This is a genomic window from Stenotrophomonas sp. YJH_SMC_94-11, from assembly GCF_059370435.1.
In genome coordinates, this window is sequence record NZ_JCAFTR010000010.1 from 98,315 (window position 1) to 114,291 (window position 15,977).

General features: G+C 62.8%; 16 protein-coding genes. 9 read left to right on the plus strand and 7 right to left on the minus strand.

All coding sequences use genetic code 11. The features are described 5' to 3' along the window. Positions 1-59: 59 nt before the first annotated feature. The 4 genes from AC5P74_RS17020 to aceE all read right to left on the minus strand — a co-directional run bounded on the left by AC5P74_RS17020 (position 60) and on the right by aceE (position 6,685). A complete protein-coding gene (locus AC5P74_RS17020; RefSeq protein WP_346607788.1) occupies positions 60-962 on the minus strand; it encodes an HNH endonuclease in 903 nt (300 codons plus the stop codon). Positions 963-1,526: 564 nt separating this feature from the next. After that, positions 1,527-2,465: a DUF4435 domain-containing protein gene (locus AC5P74_RS17025; RefSeq protein ID WP_346607787.1), complete on the minus strand. Its 939-nt coding sequence runs from the start codon at positions 2,463-2,465 to the stop codon at positions 1,527-1,529. A gap of 4 nt (positions 2,466-2,469) precedes the next feature. Continuing rightward, on the minus strand, positions 2,470-3,906 hold the full coding sequence (locus AC5P74_RS17030; protein ID WP_346607786.1) for an AAA family ATPase: 1,437 nt from the start codon (positions 3,904-3,906) through the stop codon (positions 2,470-2,472). Positions 3,907-3,997: 91 nt separating this feature from the next. Beyond that, entirely contained in the window at positions 3,998-6,685 is a 2,688-nt protein-coding gene (gene aceE / locus AC5P74_RS17035) for a pyruvate dehydrogenase (acetyl-transferring), homodimeric type (protein ID WP_012478970.1), read from the minus strand. A 547-nt stretch (positions 6,686-7,232) separates the two neighbouring features. Here aceE and AC5P74_RS17040 point away from each other — a divergent pair. Together AC5P74_RS17040 and AC5P74_RS17045 are read left to right on the plus strand one after the other, a co-directional pair. Beyond that, a complete protein-coding gene (locus AC5P74_RS17040; RefSeq protein WP_346607785.1) occupies positions 7,233-7,793 on the plus strand; it encodes a PadR family transcriptional regulator in 561 nt (186 codons plus the stop codon). Between the two features lie 59 nt (positions 7,794-7,852). Then, positions 7,853-8,650: a siderophore-interacting protein gene (locus tag AC5P74_RS17045; RefSeq protein ID WP_235642963.1), complete on the plus strand. Its 798-nt coding sequence runs from the start codon at positions 7,853-7,855 to the stop codon at positions 8,648-8,650. Between the two features lie 73 nt (positions 8,651-8,723). Here AC5P74_RS17045 and AC5P74_RS17050 read toward each other — a convergent pair whose 3' ends face one another. Next, positions 8,724-9,545: a hypothetical protein gene (locus tag AC5P74_RS17050; RefSeq protein ID WP_346607784.1), complete on the minus strand. Its 822-nt coding sequence runs from the start codon at positions 9,543-9,545 to the stop codon at positions 8,724-8,726. 207 nt (positions 9,546-9,752) lie between these two features. Here AC5P74_RS17050 and AC5P74_RS17055 point away from each other — a divergent pair, with 207 nt between their 5' ends. Next, positions 9,753-10,154 carry a hypothetical protein gene (locus AC5P74_RS17055; RefSeq protein WP_346607783.1) on the plus strand — a complete coding sequence of 134 codons (402 nt, stop codon included), beginning with the start codon at positions 9,753-9,755 and terminating at the stop codon, positions 10,152-10,154. A gap of 175 nt (positions 10,155-10,329) precedes the next feature. Here the strand turns inward: AC5P74_RS17055 and AC5P74_RS17060 are convergent, their stop codons facing one another. Together AC5P74_RS17060 and AC5P74_RS17065 are read right to left on the minus strand one after the other, a co-directional pair. Continuing rightward, complete coding sequence (locus AC5P74_RS17060; RefSeq protein WP_005415047.1) at positions 10,330-11,037, minus strand: YceI family protein; 708 nt, start codon at positions 11,035-11,037, stop codon at positions 10,330-10,332. A gap of 86 nt (positions 11,038-11,123) precedes the next feature. Continuing rightward, positions 11,124-11,714, minus strand: coding sequence for a malonic semialdehyde reductase (locus tag AC5P74_RS17065; protein ID WP_005415046.1), 591 nt, complete (start codon positions 11,712-11,714; stop codon positions 11,124-11,126). A 126-nt stretch (positions 11,715-11,840) separates the two neighbouring features. Here AC5P74_RS17065 and AC5P74_RS17070 point away from each other — a divergent pair, with 126 nt between their 5' ends. The 6 genes from AC5P74_RS17070 to AC5P74_RS17095 all read left to right on the plus strand — a co-directional run bounded on the left by AC5P74_RS17070 (position 11,841) and on the right by AC5P74_RS17095 (position 15,789). Next, a complete protein-coding gene (locus AC5P74_RS17070) occupies positions 11,841-12,800 on the plus strand; it encodes a mitochondrial fission ELM1 family protein (protein WP_346607782.1) in 960 nt (319 codons plus the stop codon). A 154-nt stretch (positions 12,801-12,954) separates the two neighbouring features. Beyond that, positions 12,955-13,185, plus strand: a complete 231-nt coding sequence (locus tag AC5P74_RS17075) for a hypothetical protein (protein ID WP_005415044.1) — start codon at positions 12,955-12,957, stop codon at positions 13,183-13,185. Between the two features lie 48 nt (positions 13,186-13,233). Further along, positions 13,234-14,085: a DUF2145 domain-containing protein gene (locus tag AC5P74_RS17080; protein ID WP_206620646.1), complete on the plus strand. Its 852-nt coding sequence runs from the start codon at positions 13,234-13,236 to the stop codon at positions 14,083-14,085. Positions 14,086-14,104: 19 nt separating this feature from the next. Beyond that, positions 14,105-14,608 (plus strand): hypothetical protein, encoded by a 504-nt coding sequence (locus tag AC5P74_RS17085; protein ID WP_053499060.1) that lies wholly within the window; start codon positions 14,105-14,107, stop codon positions 14,606-14,608. Between the two features lie 32 nt (positions 14,609-14,640). Further along, on the plus strand, positions 14,641-15,153 hold the full coding sequence (locus tag AC5P74_RS17090; protein WP_235642966.1) for a hypothetical protein: 513 nt from the start codon (positions 14,641-14,643) through the stop codon (positions 15,151-15,153). Between the two features lie 75 nt (positions 15,154-15,228). Beyond that, entirely contained in the window at positions 15,229-15,789 is a 561-nt protein-coding gene (locus tag AC5P74_RS17095) for a queuosine precursor transporter (protein WP_065179558.1), read from the plus strand. Positions 15,790-15,977: the final 188 nt, after the last annotated feature.

Genomic DNA, 15,977 nt, shown 5'->3' on the forward strand with positions numbered 1-15,977 from the left:
TTTAGCATGTCCCGCAAAGCATCCCCGCATCGGGGATACCTGCAGCCGGTGATTCTTGTCTACTTACGCAGCAACACGGTCCGATGATAATTCAGGTACTGGACCTGCGCTGCCGAGAACGGAACGGGCGAGGTCTTCTGAGACACTTCCCACTGCAACCGTACTGCCTCCGGCAGCGCCTTGCTCAGAATCAGACCACCGTCATCCTCAAAAGAGATGTACCCCCGGTCGAACAACCGGTCGATATGGGGCGCCAGCAGCAGCCCATTACTTCCATCTAGGCGCTCGCGATTATCGCTCTTCGCCCATGGCTTGATGTGGCTAGCGATCAGAAAATCAGCATCGCTTGTACCCGTAACGCGGCAAGCTTTTTCAATAGCGCTCACGTTCTTTCGGTAGATGCCCTGACCCTTTCTTGCCTTGGTGAGCTGGGACTTCTCGGTCTCGCTAATGCGCATGTCCTCCGCGAGCTCCTTGACCGGGCCTTCGTCTCGCCACTCGTCCAAATCTTCCTGATCGACATTGAGAAGCGCTAGTAGTTCGGCAGCCATCGCGTCGGGCACGGGGAAAAGGTAAGCCTGATTGGCCTTGCCGTCGGCCCTTAGCGGTGAGTACTTCCCGGGAAGGTATGGCCCAATCCGGTCCATGTGGTCGCTCACCTTCAGTGGCTCATCCACTAGGCGATAGTCGACCGGGACGGCCCAACCATCGTTACCCCAATTGTTGTCCGTCGCTTTGAAGTTCTCGGGGCGATCCTTCGCATAATGCGCGCCGTTGACAATAGCGATGGCCTGGATGCGGGTATTGGCAAAAGCAAAGACCACATCACCTGGCTGTACTTGAGTCATGTGCTCATAGAAGGGATTCGCATCGCCCTTCACATTGGTCTTCGGGGACCACAGGTAACCCGCCTTAACAGCTCTATCAAACGTTTGCTTCTGGTTCACCCACCAGTATGCCATGCTTACTTCCCCTGTCTCACCTGGTTCATGTGGCCATTGGCCTCCGAGACGGGATGTTACCTATCTATGTCGCAATCAGCACGCTTTGCGGGACTTGAAATGAGGCTGAGCTTGACCTGCCTTCTTCCTAGCGTTTCCTTGCGAGGAAAAAGTCCTTACAACCGCATCCCAATCTTGCTTTCATTCGCGCCCTGTTCCGCTCTAGGCCATTCTTGACGCTCACGATCAACAAGGCGTTCTTCGCAATCAATTCTAGACTGCTCAGCAGGATCGCCATTTTGCAAGTCGCGTCCTCATGCGGTAGCTGCCACTGTTGCACGCCGCCACCGTCGGCGCTTCGCGCCCGGCAGTTGGACTGTTGCTGCACGGCCATGGTGGTACTGAAGCTGACGTCAAAAATGCACGCAGGCCCTCCTCCACACAACGCAATAGATGAAAGACAAAGTGACCTGCATCATTTCGTCTCTATGGAAACCTTTACTGCATACAGATTTAATCTCTCTCGAATAGCATGGCAATATTCATTACGCTCGAGCGCCAATTTAATGCAGAACTGTCCCACAATCATGCCAGGTCCGCCATGAATTCTTTTAGACTCTCGGGGAATGGAGTTAGCGATCCAATTACCGATAGAAAATTGTTCATTGAGATTGAATCAGAGGGTTTGGCCCTATCACAGCCGCTACTCTTAGCCGCCGCCTTATTTGAAAGGATGGAAGTCATCAGCTGAAGAAATTTTACGAAGTACCAGACTTCATATTTTCCGCGAACATATCCCTTTGGGTCACCAGAAAGCGCCTTGCTCGCAGCTTTACGTATCCGGCCCGGAGCACAATTTGAATTCTGCATATTCACAGACCTAAGAAAGTATGAAAGCCCATCACCTTTCCACTTCACTGTAGCCGACAATGCATCGAGCACGAACACTTCAGACAAATCTGCGTTGTTCAGATTCAACTTAACCGAGTTATCACCCAAATACCCGCGACCGATGAGAACACATGACATGAGGACTTTCGACCTCTTGCAAAATTGCCTGTGCGACCGTTCAAACCTCTCTAGCCACTCCGGGTAGCGCTTATCCGTTATACGGAGCCTAAGCCTTTCAACCCAATAGCGCCTAAACACGCTACTGCAAACAACAAAATTTTCAAAAGAGTAAAAATCTGTTTGATAAATTGATTCAAGCTCGGGTTGCTTGCCACCAACGATATCCGAATGATCCTTATCAATAAAGAATCTGGCCCTACCTTGGCTTCGACCATCTCGCGCAGCTAATTCGGCAGCCTTTAGCACCTCATCGCGCCCAAGGCATACGAATTCGTAATACTCCGCAGAAGGAACTGTAGTCAAAACATAGGGCACATAGAATGCAGGATCGTCTTCTCCCTCAAAAAATAGAAAAAGCGAGCTAGAGCCTGAAATATCAAGAAGGAGCACATACTCGTGGAACGCCGCATGCCCAGACGCAGCTTCATCCTTTAACTGCTGAACGTAATCCATAGTCTCACCCTGCCTTACCGTATCGAGTAATGCAGCGCGAAAGATCGATGGCATACCCGTCCAACTTATTGGAATAGATAAATGGAGAGTGGGTAACTGCAACCAAAAGACGGCAGCGCTCTGTGGCCACCACATCTGGCAAAAGCCTTTTCTGCCAGGGAACCGACAGCGACAACTCTGGCTCGTCAATAATTACTATCTGAGATTCATTCCTTGAAAGAATTAGATGCGAGAATAATGAAGCAATTTGCTTCTCTCCAGAGGAGAGCATTTTCCAAGTAAGCGCGCCACCATCCCCGCCAACGATAGATGACGAGAAACTAACATCGTCGTATATCATGCGCTTGCCAACCAAGTATCTATTGCATGTATCCATCAGCGCCCTGATATTTTGCTCCACCCTATCCAGGCCAACGTAAATATTCAAAAGCCGGTGGAAGAAATAGGCAAGATATTTATCTCGAGCAGTGTATCCAGAGCGCCCCTCCCTCATCTTGGCGATAGAAATACGGACTTCGACCTTATCGTTCTCACTTAGAGTATTTTCCTCTACTCTTCCAAGAACGTATTCAACCATACCATCGTCAACACCATGGAAGAACTCTGACCGCACCTCATCTGCTCTATTCGAAATAATATCCTTCAAGTATGTCGCCGTGAGATTCGTCATTTGACTCCGAGCGGTCTCACGAATCTCCTCCAACCCTTCTCGAATTTTTGATTCAACATCCTGCATTCCAAACTGGACGAGTTCGATATAGCCCCTGCCACTGTTCGAATTCACCTGATCCGACCGCACATGAAACTTCTTTAGATCGGACTCATCAAGCGCTGGGAATATGGATTTGATGTCCTGCTCAATCCTTCGATATGTAGGAAGATAGAGAACTTGGTAGTCACCGAACCCCTGCATCCTGTGAAGAAATTCGGCCATATTCTGCGAATCCTGGGCAGCTCCTCCAAAAAGATCTCTAGCACCCTCAAATTCGGTAATTAGCTTTCTAACATAAGGAACAGGTATATCTGTTTCTTTGGAAATAGATTGCACATGGCGATCCAGCGCAGCTCCCGTCGAGAACTGAGCTTGCGCGAAGTTTCTACTATCTATTAATCTTCTAACCATCCGCGCCGGAAGCACAGATTTGGAGGACAGCCTCATAAGGCTATCGTAATGCCTGTCTACCGAATCTATTTTTTGCTGAATATCGGCCCGACCGAGGCGAACATACTCAGAATCTATCTCGACCGCGATTTCATCAAACTCGATATCAAGTAGCCTTTGCCATTGCGATGTAAGAAGGAAGTACAGGCAATTAACCACGGTCGTCTTACCGAGACCATTAACACCGACAAGTATTAGCCTGTTATCCCTAATGGGAATGCTAACATCGAATTTTCCGTGCAAGCCGGTAATCTCGAACTTCGTCAATGCTGCGTCCATCAGGCCCTTACTCCTCACTCCACAGAAATTCATGATACAAAAAAAAAGACGGCCAGTCGGCCGTCTTTTTATATAGGACTATGTCCGGAGATCAAACCCCAACAGGATTAGCCTTCTCCGGATCAATCTTGTACTGCTTGATCGCCCGGGCCACATCCTTCGCGGTCATCTTCCCTTCCTTCGCCAGCGCCGCAATCGCGGCATGCGCGATGTAGTACCGGTCAACCTCAAAGAACCGGCGCAGGTTCGCACGCGTATCCGAGCGGCCGAAACCATCGGTACCCAGCACGGTGTACGACATCGGCACGAACGCACGGATCTGGTCCGCATACGCACGCACGTAGTCGGTGGCGGCAATCGCCGGGCCCTGGCGGCCTTCCAGCAGCTCGGTCACGTAGGCCTTGCGCTGCTCACCTTCCGGATGCAGGCGGTTGGCACGTTCCACGTCGAAACCATCGCGACGCAGTTCGTTGAAGCTCGGGCAGCTCCAGATGTCGGCGGTCACGCCGAAGTCCTTGTCCAGCAGCTCGGCCGCGGCAATGGCTTCGCGCAGGATGGTGCCCGAACCCAGCAGCTGCACGCGCAGCTCGCCCTTCTTCGGCTTGCCGGCGTCGGTCAGCAGGTACATGCCCTTGACGATGCCTTCGGCCGCGCCTTCCGGCATTTCCGGGTGGGTGTAGTTCTCGTTCATCAGGGTGACGTAGTAGTACTCGTCCACCTGGTCTTCCATCATGCGCTTGGTGCCGTGCTGCAGGATCACCGTCACTTCGAAGCCGAAGGTCGGGTCGTAGCTGCGCACGTTCGGGATGCCACCGGCCACCAGATGGCTGAAGCCATCTTCGTGCTGCAGGCCTTCACCGTTCAGCGTGGTGCGGCCGGCGGTGCCACCCAGCAGGAAGCCGCGGGTACGCATGTCCGCCGCCTGCCAGGCGATGTCGCCCACGCGCTGGAAGCCGAACATCGAGTAGTAGATGTAGAACGGCAGCATCGGCACGTTGCTGACCGAGTAGCTGGTACCGGCGGCCATCCACGAGCTGATCGCACCCGGCTCGCTGATGCCCTGCTGCAGCACCTGGCCGCTCTGGTCTTCGCGGTAGAACATCAGCTGGTCGGCATCGACCGGCTTGTACTTCTGGCCGAACGGCGCGTAGATGCCGATCTGGCGGAACAGGCCTTCCATACCAAAGGTACGGGCTTCGTCGGCCACGATCGGCACGATGTGCGGGCCCAGTTCCTTGTCACGCAGGGTGATGTTCAGGCTCTGCACGAAGGCCATGGTGGTGGAGTAGCTGCGCTCGCCGCTGCTCTTCAGCAGGCGCTCGTAGGCTTCCAGCTTCGGCGCCACGAAGGTCTTGTCGGCCTTGCGGCGGCGCTGCGGCAGGTAACCGCCCAGCGCGGCACGGCGTTCCTGCAGGTACTGCACTTCCGGCGAATCCGGGCCCGGGTGGTAGAACGGCACCTGGCCATCGGCCAGCTGCGCGTCGGTCACCGGAATGTTGAAGCGGTCGCGGAAGTGGCGCACCGCTTCGTCGTCCAGCTTCTTGGTCTGGTGGGTCGGGTTCAGTGCCTCACCGGCGCTGCCCATGCCGTAACCCTTCACGGTCTTGGCCAGGATGACGGTCGGCATGCCCTTGGTGTTCACGGCCTGGTGGTAGGCGGCGTACACCTTGTGCGGGTCGTGGCCACCACGGTTCAGGCGCCAGATGTCGTCGTCGGAAAGACCGGCGACCATCGCAGCGGTTTCCGGGTACTTGCCGAAGAAATGCTCGCGGGTATACGCGCCGCCGAAGGCCTTGCAGTTCTGGTACTCGCCGTCGACGGTTTCCATCATCAGCTTCTTCAGGACGCCGTTGGTGTCCTTGGCCAGCAGGGCATCCCAGTAACCGCCCCACAGCAGCTTGATCACGTTCCAGCCGCCGCCACGGAACACGCCTTCCAGTTCCTGGATGATCTTGCCGTTGCCGCGCACCGGACCGTCCAGGCGCTGCAGGTTGCAGTTCACCACGAAGATCAGGTTGTCCAGGCCTTCACGGCCGGCCAGGGCGATGGCACCCAGGGTTTCCGGCTCGTCACTCTCGCCGTCGCCGATGAAGCACCACACCTTGCGGTCGGACTTCTCGATCAGGCCACGGTTTTCCAGGTAGCGCATGAACTGCGCCTGGTAGATGGCGGCCAGCGGGCCCAGGCCCATCGACACGGTCGGGGTCTGCCAGTAGTCCGGCATCAGCCACGGGTGCGGGTACGAGGACAGGCCACCGCCGTCCACTTCCATGCGGAACTTGTCCAGCTGCTCTTCGCTGATGCGGCCTTCCAGGAAGGAACGCGCGTAGATGCCCGGGGCGCTGTGGCCCTGGATGAACAGCAGGTCGCCCGGGTGGTTTTCGCTCGGGGCGCGCCAGAAGTGGTTGAAGCCCACGTCGTACAGGGTGGCGCCGGAGGCGAACGAGGCGATGTGGCCGCCCAGGTCACCCGGCTTGCGGTTGGCGCGCACCACGGTGGCCATCGCGTTCCAGCGGATGATCGAACGGATGCGCCATTCCAGCTCGGCGTTGCCCGGGCTCTTGGCCTCGAACTGCGGTTCGATGGTGTTGACGTATTCGGTGGTGGGAGAGAACGGCAGGTAGGCGCCCGAACGACGGGTCAGTTCCACCATGCCTTCCAGCAGCTGATGCGCGCGCTCGGAGCCCTCGACATCAATAACGGCCTTCAACGACTCGATCCACTCCTGGGTTTCCACAGGATTCGGGTCGTTGTTCAGCACCTCGTTCAACCAGTTCATTAGCGCTCCCATAACCGCACGCACGCGCGCGACTGTTGTATAGATTTCTAGACCGCAAAGTGTAGCGCACCAAGGGCTTTCGTCACTTGGCTACGCAGGCGTATGGATGCAACCGGCCAGTGTCCGCAAGGGGCTTGCCGGGCCCGCTGATGGCCCTGCGGCGGGCCTTGGCGGCGGCGCGGGCTGTCGCTTGCGGGCCGCTGCGCCCATGCGCAGGACGCAGTGTTACTTCTGCCGATGACGGTTGTAGGGCAACTCCGGAACCGCCGTAGGTGGGCGCCGGGCAGCGGTTCTGAACCGGCGACAACATGTCGCACCTGCCTCTGGATCGCTGCCGGCGGCGGGCCCAGGGTGGGTCGCGAGTGATGGGCCCGATGGCCCTGCTCCCTTCCACAGCATCGCCGGGGCGCCTCGCAGGGGGCGCCCCTTTTGCTGTGCGCACGCGGACCGCCGTGGCCCAAATCGCACCTGCTTGTGGCCGGATCGGATGTTGTCGCTTTCGACATATCGATATATCGTTTGCACACTCGTTTACCGATATATCGAAATGAGCCGCCCCCCTTCTCCCAGAGCCCGTTCCACCGATCCGGATGTGCCGCGCCGCAACGGCCAGCCACGTGTGCTGAGCCGCGGCGACCTGCGCCTGCTGGTGCTGGCCCTGATCGGCGAGCAGCCGCGCCATGGCTACGAGCTGATGCAGCTGATCAGCAACCAGTTCATGCAGGCCTATACGCCCAGTGCCGGCACCATGTACCCGCTGCTGGCCAGCTTCGAGCAGGCCGGCTGGATCGAGGCCGAGGAAGTGGATGGCAAGCGGATCTTCCGCATCACCGCTGCCGGCGAGTTCGAGCTGAAGGTGCAGCGCACCCAGGTACGCCTGGCGCAGCGACGTGCCTTCGACCGTGCCCGCGAGATCACCAAGGCCTCGCTGCCGCCGCCGCTGGCCGCGGCCCTGCGCGAGTTCAAGCGGGCGCTGGTGCATCACCACGGCCGCTGGGCCGAGGGCGAGGCGGACGAAGTGGCGGCGCTGCTGACGCGGGCCTCGGCCCTGCTCAACGGTACGGTCGGTAGCGAGCAACCACCGATTTCAACGACCCAGCCAGACTGACGCCAGCCAGGTCTCCCCTACGCCGCGCGCCCCGCGCGACACCTTTACAGGTAACCCCCATGACCGAACACAACAACACGCGCCTACGCCTGGATGTGCGCTTCCGTGAACTGACCGTGCTGCGCACTGAAGAGGTCACCCCGCACATGCGCCGCATCGTGCTGGGTGGCGACGACCTGGCCGGCTTCGATTCGCCCGGCGCCGACGACCATATCAAGCTGTTCTTCCCCAACGCTGCGGGCGAGATGGTGCTGCCGGTGCTGACCGCCGAAGGCCGCAGCTACCCGGACGGCAAGGAGCCCTCGCCCGCCCGCGACTACACCCCGCGCTGGTGGGACCACGAAGCCGGCGAGCTGGCCATCGACTTCGTGCTGCACGACCAGGGCGTGGCCGGGCCATGGGCCGAACGCGCACAGCCGGGCGACGTGCTGGTGATCGGCGGCCCGCGCGGCTCGTTCGTGGTGGCCGACAGCTACGACGCCTACGTGCTGATCGGCGATGAAACCGCACTGCCGGCCATCGCCCGTTGGCTGGACGTGCTGCCGGACAGTGCCGAGGTGCAGGCCTTCATCGAAGTGCGCGACGAGGCCGAGCGCCAGGACCTGCCGCAGTACGAGAACGTGCGCATCCACTGGCTGGAGCGCAACGGCTTCCCAGCGGCCAGCAGTACGCTGCTGGAAGACATGCTGACCGACTTCGAGGCCCCGGACGGTGATGTTTTCTACTGGATCGCCACCGAATCGCGCCGCGCGCGGATGATGCGCAAGTTCATCGAAGGCCACCTGGGCGTGCCGCGCGACTGGATTCGTTCGACCGGCTACTGGAAGGCCCACCCGGACGAAACCGACGGCGATTGATCAAAAGGCGGTGGGTGCGGACCGTTGGTCCGCACGCCCTCCGAAGGGTAGTGCCGGCCGCTGGCCGGCAACCTCATGAACCCTCGACAGGAACCTGCAATTGCCGGCCAGCGGCCGGCACTACCGTCTGCCGCATCCACCCGAACCGCTGCGCAGCCCAGATCTCCAGCGCCACCAGCAGGGCGATGATCAACAACGGCAACAGCAGCCCGAAGTACACGCCCGGCATCATGCCGTTGATCTGCGCCTTCACCAGCCGCAGCACGCCACGGGTGTGCAGCAGCTCATCCACGTGCATGGTCAGCGCCTCGCGCACCACCTTGGGTTCCAGGCCGAGGCTACCGGCCCTGTCCACCAGTGTGTCTTCCACCATGCTGCGCAGCAGGCCCTCGCGCACCCTGCCGATCACCCAGCCGGTGCCGCGTGCCAATGGGCCGTTGCCAAGACGGTCCAGGCCAGGCAGCGGATGCTCGCTGAGGTAGGCCGAGGCGATGGTGTCGGCGACGTCGCCCACCGTGCCCTGGCTGCGCAGTGCCTCGCGCATGCGCGGGTCGTCCAGCGAATCGGTAAAGCCTTCGCTCCAGCCTTCCACCAGGGTCTGCAGGTGCGGCTGGAAATGATCGAGCTGCTTGAACAGCGCGCGGTGCGCACCGGCAGTGAAACCCAGCTGCAGGCCGAAGAAGGCAGTGGCCAGCGGCAGCAGCACCACGTAGCTGGCCAGCAGCCAGTGATGCCAGCGCTTGCGCCGCTGCAACCAACCACGGCGATGCAGCCAGCGCCAGCCGGCGATGCCCAGCACCAGGCCGAGCAGCGTACCGAGCACGCTGCCGCCCACCAGATCGAGCACGCTCAGGCCCGACCAGAATTCGTTCAACCAGTACTGCGCGTCCTGCATGGGTCTTCCTTCCGTGGGTGATACCGCAGCCATTGTAGAACCGAGCCCACGCTCGGCTGCTCTCCGCTCCGCCATCGGAAAACCGTGTGCTGGGCGCGATGAGCCGAGCGTGGGCTCGGCTCTACAGGTATTCCGCCGCCCGGTTCAACGCATCAGCCGGCAAGCAATGCGACAATCGCGCTCCTTTCCTGCAGCAACGAGGCCCACATGGCCAAACTGACCCTGGCCAGCGTGGACGCGCTGCGTACCCGCTTCGCCGATGACGCCGCCTGCGACGCGGCCCTGGCCGCCTTCGCCGATACCGCTGCACTGCGCGCGCCGCTGCGCGAGCTGGTGGAAGCACAGCACCGCTACCTGCAGGCCGAATTCGAAGTGGCGCAGGTGGCCGACGTGCTGCGCCGCGACCAGAAGTACGCGCCGGTGGGTCGGCCTTCGATCAACATCGTGCAGCTGCGCAAGCAGCAGGCGGCCACCAAGCAGGCGGCGCTGATCGCCCGCCAGAGGGTGGCGCAGGCGGCGCAGACGTTCGTGCGGGTGAGCGGGATGACAGTGAAGGCCAAGCGGAGCCCGAGCGAAGCGTGTGGCGTGTGGTTGGGCGCGCTGCGCTGAAGGATCGTGCGGACCAACGGTCCGCACCCACCAGATGCAGGATGGCACCTGCCGGGTAGTGCCGGCCGCTGGCCGGCAACCCCATCGGCATCGGGTGCCTCGCATGCAGAACCCAAAAAGAAGGCCCGCTTTTCAGCGGGCCTTCTGCCTTCTCACGACGAGTGAGCTGGGTGCATCAAGCGGCCGGCTTTTCGCCGGTGGCTTCGGTGGTGATGCGGATCTTCACTTCATCGCTGACGTTCGGGGCGTAGGCGCCGACGCCGAAATCGCTGCGCTTCAGGGTGGTGGTGGCATCGAAGCCAGCCGCCGGAACCTTGGCCATCGGGTGCTCGCCGCCGCCGTTGACGGTGACGTCCAGGGTGACCGGCTTGGTGATGCCCTTGATGGTCAGGTCGCCGGTGACGGTCAGCTTGTTGGTGCCGGCCGCTTCCACCTTGGTGCTCTTGAAGGTGGCATCGGCGAACTTGGCGGCGTCGAAGAAGTCGGCGCTCTTCAGGTGCTCGTCGAACTTGGCGGTGAAGCTGTTCAGGCCGCTCAGCGGCAGCTTCACTTCCACGGTGGACTTGGTCACGTCTTCGGCGTTGTACACCAGGGTGCCTTCGACGTTGCCGAAGTGCGCGCTGGGGTTGGAGAAGCCGAAGTGGCTCCACTGCGCCAGCACGTCGGTGTGGCTCGGGTCCAGCTTGTAGGTGCCCGAGGCGATCTTGATCGCTTCGGCAGCCGGCGCCGCGGCGGCGGCATCAGCCGCCGGGGTGGCAGCCTGCTCGGTGGTGGCCGGGGCGGCGGCATCGGCAGCCGGGGCAGCGGTGTCGGCCGGCTTGGAGCAGGCGGCGATGGCCAGGGTCAGGGCCAGCGGCAGCAGCAGTTTACGGGTGGCGCTCATCTGAGGAACTCTCCGGATCGTAGGGTGGGTACACGGTGCAGCAATGGCCCGCTGCGGAACAGCGGGCCCGAAATCGATACAGCGACTTACGCGATGCGCGCCGCTTCGTCGAACGACAGGCGCGGCAGGCGCGGGAACAGGCCCGCCGGATCACCGTAACCCAGGTTGACCAGGAAATTCGACTTGATGGAGGTGCCGGCGAAGAAGGCTTCGTCGACCTTGGCCGGGTCGAAGCCGGACATCGGGCCGGCATCCAGGCCCAGCGCGCGCGCAGCCAGGATCAGGTAGGCACCCTGCAGGCTGCCGTTGCGGATGGCGGCTTCGTGGCGGCCTTCCTGCGGGCCATCGAACCAGGCCTTGGCATCGGTGTGCGGGAACAGGTACGGCAGCTTCTCGTGGAAGTCCAGGTCGAAACCGATGATGACGGTGACCGGCGCAGCCATGGTCTTGGCCAGGTTGCCTTCGGACAGCGCCGGGGCCAGCTTGTCCTTGGCTTCCTTCGAGGTGACGAAGACGAAGCGGGCCGGCGTGGTGTTGGCCGCGGTCGGGCCCCACTTCACCAGGTCGTACAGTTCCTTCAGCAGGCTCTCGGGGACCGGCTTGTCGAGGAAGGCGTTCTGGGTGCGGGCCGTACGGAACAGCTGGTCAAGGGCAGCGGCGTCGAGCGCGTGGGACATCGGTGGATCTCCAGGGCGGCGAAAGGAAGTCAGTGCCCGCGGGCGGCGCGGGGCGAAACGACGAGCCGCAGTGTAGAGTGTCGCGACTGTTGCAACACCCAGCAGGGCTGAAACGAATTAATGCCAATGGTGAAACGATCGAGCGCGCCATGGACGGTCACTGACGGCCGTGCGGGCAATGTCCGCCAGGCGGTCGCGCTGGCCTCGGCACTGCGCCAGGGCACCCACCGACCGCTGCTCCTGCAACCGCGCGCACCCTGGCGCTGGCTGTCGCCCCGGCGCCTGCCCGGCGATGTGAATGGCTACGGCGAGGCCTTGGCGACGCTGGCGGCTGAGGCGCCGACACTGGCGATCGGCTGTGGTCGCCAGGCGGCCGGTGCCCTGCGCGTGCTGCGTGCACGCGGCAGCCAGGTGGTGCAGATCCTCGACCCGCGCATCGGCGCCCGCCATTGGGACGTGGTGGTGGTGCCCGAACACGACGCCCTGCGCGGCAGCAATGTGCTGACCCTGCTCGGCAGCCTCAACCCGGTGGACGACGACTGGCTGGCCTGGGGCCGCGCCGCGTTCGCCGGCTTCAGCACCCTGCCCGGTCCGCGCACCGCACTGCTGGTGGGCGGGCCGACGCCGCTGGCGCCGTGGGACGAGACGGCGATGGTCGGTGTTTTCCAGGCGCTGGCCGACCAGATCCGCAGCGAAGGCGGCAGCCTGCTGGCGACCACCTCGCGCCGCACGCCGCCGGCGTTGGCCGAGATCCTGCGCGCGAAGTTCGCCGACCTGCCGCACGTGATCTGGGGCGACGGTGGCGACGGTACCAATCCCTATGGTGGCCTGCTCGGCTGGGCCAACCGCGTGGTGGTCTCGCCCGATTCGGTGAACCTGCTCTCTGAAGCCTGCGCCACGCGCATGCCGGTGATGGTGGCGCTGGCCGATACCGCGCAGGGCCGGCTGGCCCGGTTCCAGCAGCAGCTGCGCGAAAGCGGGCGCTTGCAGCCGCACTGGTTGGACTGGCAGTACGACCGCATCGAGCCATTGCGCGAGACCGCTCGGGTGGCGGCGGAAGTGAAGCAGCGCCTGGCCTTGGGGTAGTGCCGGCCGCTGGCCGGCAACGCTGTGCGCATTACCGGACATCCTGCCGATGCCGGCCAGCGGCCGGCACTACCGGGATGCACAGCGATTTCTGAACATTTCAATCTGCCCATACCGTTAGAGTCCGGTGTCCCCCACCGGATCGAATGCCTTCATGCGTACCCTGCTCCTGCTGCCCCTGGCCCTGCTCGCCGCGTGTTCGACCGCGCCCACCGAGCTGGACCCGATCTCCTATCAATGCCAGCAGCAGCTGGATGCGTACCGCGAACAGCCGGCGCTGCGCGATCCGAAGACGGGCGAGCGCCCGCCGCTGCCGATCGCCCCGATCAGCGATGCCTGCGACAGGGAACTCCAGCGCAAGGGCGTGGATCGCCCGCTGCGCTGAGCAGCGTATGATCGGCGCGCGGGCCTGCCCGCCGTTGAAGGTACCGACATGGATCGTTTTTCCCGCCTGCGCCGCGCCGCGCTGCTGATCGCCAGCCTGCTGGCGACCGCACCGGCTTGGGCCGACAGCACCGCCTGCCGCGAGCGCTACCCGAGCGTGGCGTCGCAGGCGGCGATGCTGGACGTGGCCTGGACCACCGCCGAACGCCTGGACGCGCTGCCCGATGTGGACGTGGTGGTGGCCGCGCGCGGTGGCCAGGACCTGAGCCGCTACGGCCTGCGCCACAGCCACCTGGCCTTCCTGCTGCGCGAGGACGACGGCCGCTGGCGCGCGATGCACCTGCTCAACCGCTGCAAGACCGACAGCTCGCAGCTGTACCACGAGGGCCTCGGCAACTTCGTCGGCGAGAGCGGCGGCCATACCGACCTGCGCATCGGCGTGCCGTCGGCCCCCTTGCGTGCAGCGCTGCGCGCGATGCTGGTGCCGCCCTCGATCCAGCCCAAGGCGCTGCACGAAACAAGGTACAACGTGGTCGCCTACCCGTTCGCCACCGACTACCAGAACTCCAACCAGTGGGTGCTGGAAGTGCTGGCGGCGGCGATGGCGCAGACCGAAGGCGCGCCGGCCATCGTCAAGCGCGAACAGGCACAGCAGTGGCTGCGCCAGCAGAAGTACCAGCCCAGCGTGCTGCATATCGGCCTCGGCAAGCGCGTGGGTGCGCGCCTGTTCGTAGCCAACGCCACCACCACCGACCATCCAGCCGGCGAACGCATCTCCGGCAACTATTCGGTGGTGACCGTGGAATCGGTGTTCGACTTCCTGCACCAGCGCAGCCAGCTGCAGCAGGAACTGGTGATCCCCCATGTGCCGGTGGCCGGTGCCACCGCCGCCACGCCCTGAATCCCGCAAGGAGAACGACATGCGTCCGCTGCTTACCTCTGTGTTGTCGACGGTGATCGTCACCGGCCTGGCGTGGTCGACGGCCGCCCACGCCGAACGCCGCATCGTGATCATCCATGACCCGGGCCCGCAGGGACCGAGCCTGGAAATGTCCACGCAGATGGTGGCCTCGGCCCGCGCCGCAGCAGCGAAGGAAGCCCAGGATGCGGCCGATGCCGGCCAGCCGCTGGCCCGCCCGCAGCAGATCAAGCTGCCGCAGATGGAGGTGAGCGCAATCGCCACCACCGTCGATGGCCGCCGCGAAGTGCTGCTGCGTGATGCCAACGATCCGCAGAACACCGCATCGATGCAGTATCCGCGCGGCGTCGGCGACCCGGCCGTGCAGTTCACCGTGGGCCAGACCGTGAACTTCGAGCCGACCGGCGCCGACCAGGGCTGGCAGCTGAAGGACAACCAGGGCCGCCCGCTGGAATACCTGCCCGAGGCCACCGGCCCGCGCGATATCTTCGATACCCGGCGCTGAGCCGCCGTCCCCACGCTGACCAGGAGGTCTCCATGTTCCGCTGCCTGCGCGTTCCCGCTTCTGCCCTGCTGCTCTCCGCGCTGCTGGTGCCCACCGTCCATGCCGGCGCCGCGCCGCAGTTGAACAGCAGCGAGGCCAGCGTGCTGATCACCTCGCTGATCGTGGTCTCGGTGCCGCTCGCTGCATCGGCGGGCCTGTCCGAACTGTCCAAGGCGCCGTTCAAGGCCAGCGAACGCAATGGCAGGGTTGCCCGCACCAAGGCGGTGCCACTGCCGCCGATGGAAGTGAAGAAGGTGGAGATCACGGCGGCCGGCGAGCGCCAGGTGCAGCTGCAGGTGCCCGACAAGGCCGATCAGACCGCCACCCTGCGCTGGCCGGCGCGCGTGCATGAAGACCAGACGGCGGCCTTCGTGGTCGGCCAGCAGGTACATTTCGACCCCACCGAGGCCGGTGCCGGCTGGACCGTGAAGAGCGCACAGGGCCAAGCGCTGGCTTACGTCCCCACCGCCTACGCCGCGGGCGATGTGATGAGCGAAGCGTTGTAAAGCTGAACAAGCGGTTTTGGCTTTGCCGCGGGCCGGGCGGATAATGGGCGATCCCCTTTGTCCCCCTGGCTCGCCATGTCCGTGCGTCCTGCCCCTGTGTTTGCCCCGCTGACCGCCCGCGCCCTGGTGCTGGCGGTATTGGCGATGGGCGCGGTGGTGCTGCTGTCCAACGTGCTGGTGCAGTACCCGATCAATGACTGGCTGACCTGGGGCGCCTTCAGCTATCCGGTCGCGTTCCTGGTCAGCAACCTGATCAACCGCCGCTTCGGCCCGGGCCCGGCGCGCCGCGTGGCGTGGATCGGCTTCGCGGTGGCGGTGCTGTTGTCGATCTGGGTGGCCACCCCGCGCATCGCCGTTGCCTCGTGCTCGGCCTTCATCGTGGCGCAGTTGCTGGACATCACCGTGTTCGACCGCCTGCGCCGCGGCAGCTGGTGGCGCGCACCGATGGTGGCCACGACCTGCAGCGCGACGGTGGATACCACCATTTTCTGGTCGATCGCATTTGCCGGTTCCACCCTGCCGTGGGTGAGCTGGGCCGCCGGCGACCTGGCAGTGAAGCTGGCGATCGGCGTCTGCCTGCTGGCCCCGTTCCGCGCGCTGCTGTGGAAGATGGCGCCGCTGCGCGCCGCCAGCTGAACGCACATGCTCTGGTAGGTGCCGACCGTTGGTCGGCACGCTCCATCAGAGTTCATCACCGCTGACAGATTGTGCCGACCAACGGTCGGCACCTACCAACGGCGTGCCATCGCAGGGCCATTGATCCGGTAGTCGCCAACCTTGGTTGGCGCTTGGCATTCATGCCAACCAAGCTCGGCACCTACCAA

Bases quoted from the DNA above. Each gene is read 5' to 3' on its own strand.
- AC5P74_RS17020 (WP_346607788.1), bottom strand. From the start codon at position 962: ATGGCATACTGGTGGGTGAACCAGAAGCAAACGTTTGATAGAGCTGTT.
- AC5P74_RS17025 (WP_346607787.1), bottom strand. From the start codon at position 2,465: ATGGATTACGTTCAGCAGTTAAAGGATGAAGCTGCGTCTGGGCATGCG.
- AC5P74_RS17030 (WP_346607786.1), bottom strand. From the start codon at position 3,906: ATGGACGCAGCATTGACGAAGTTCGAGATTACCGGCTTGCACGGAAAA.
- aceE (WP_012478970.1), bottom strand. From the start codon at position 6,685: ATGAACTGGTTGAACGAGGTGCTGAACAACGACCCGAATCCTGTGGAA.
- AC5P74_RS17040 (WP_346607785.1), top strand. From the start codon at position 7,233: ATGAGCCGCCCCCCTTCTCCCAGAGCCCGTTCCACCGATCCGGATGTG.
- AC5P74_RS17045 (WP_235642963.1), top strand. From the start codon at position 7,853: ATGACCGAACACAACAACACGCGCCTACGCCTGGATGTGCGCTTCCGT.
- AC5P74_RS17050 (WP_346607784.1), bottom strand. From the start codon at position 9,545: ATGCAGGACGCGCAGTACTGGTTGAACGAATTCTGGTCGGGCCTGAGC.
- AC5P74_RS17055 (WP_346607783.1), top strand. From the start codon at position 9,753: ATGGCCAAACTGACCCTGGCCAGCGTGGACGCGCTGCGTACCCGCTTC.
- AC5P74_RS17060 (WP_005415047.1), bottom strand. From the start codon at position 11,037: ATGAGCGCCACCCGTAAACTGCTGCTGCCGCTGGCCCTGACCCTGGCC.
- AC5P74_RS17065 (WP_005415046.1), bottom strand. From the start codon at position 11,714: ATGTCCCACGCGCTCGACGCCGCTGCCCTTGACCAGCTGTTCCGTACG.
- AC5P74_RS17070 (WP_346607782.1), top strand. From the start codon at position 11,841: ATGGTGAAACGATCGAGCGCGCCATGGACGGTCACTGACGGCCGTGCG.
- AC5P74_RS17075 (WP_005415044.1), top strand. From the start codon at position 12,955: ATGCGTACCCTGCTCCTGCTGCCCCTGGCCCTGCTCGCCGCGTGTTCG.
- AC5P74_RS17080 (WP_206620646.1), top strand. From the start codon at position 13,234: ATGGATCGTTTTTCCCGCCTGCGCCGCGCCGCGCTGCTGATCGCCAGC.
- AC5P74_RS17085 (WP_053499060.1), top strand. From the start codon at position 14,105: ATGCGTCCGCTGCTTACCTCTGTGTTGTCGACGGTGATCGTCACCGGC.
- AC5P74_RS17090 (WP_235642966.1), top strand. From the start codon at position 14,641: ATGTTCCGCTGCCTGCGCGTTCCCGCTTCTGCCCTGCTGCTCTCCGCG.
- AC5P74_RS17095 (WP_065179558.1), top strand. From the start codon at position 15,229: ATGTCCGTGCGTCCTGCCCCTGTGTTTGCCCCGCTGACCGCCCGCGCC.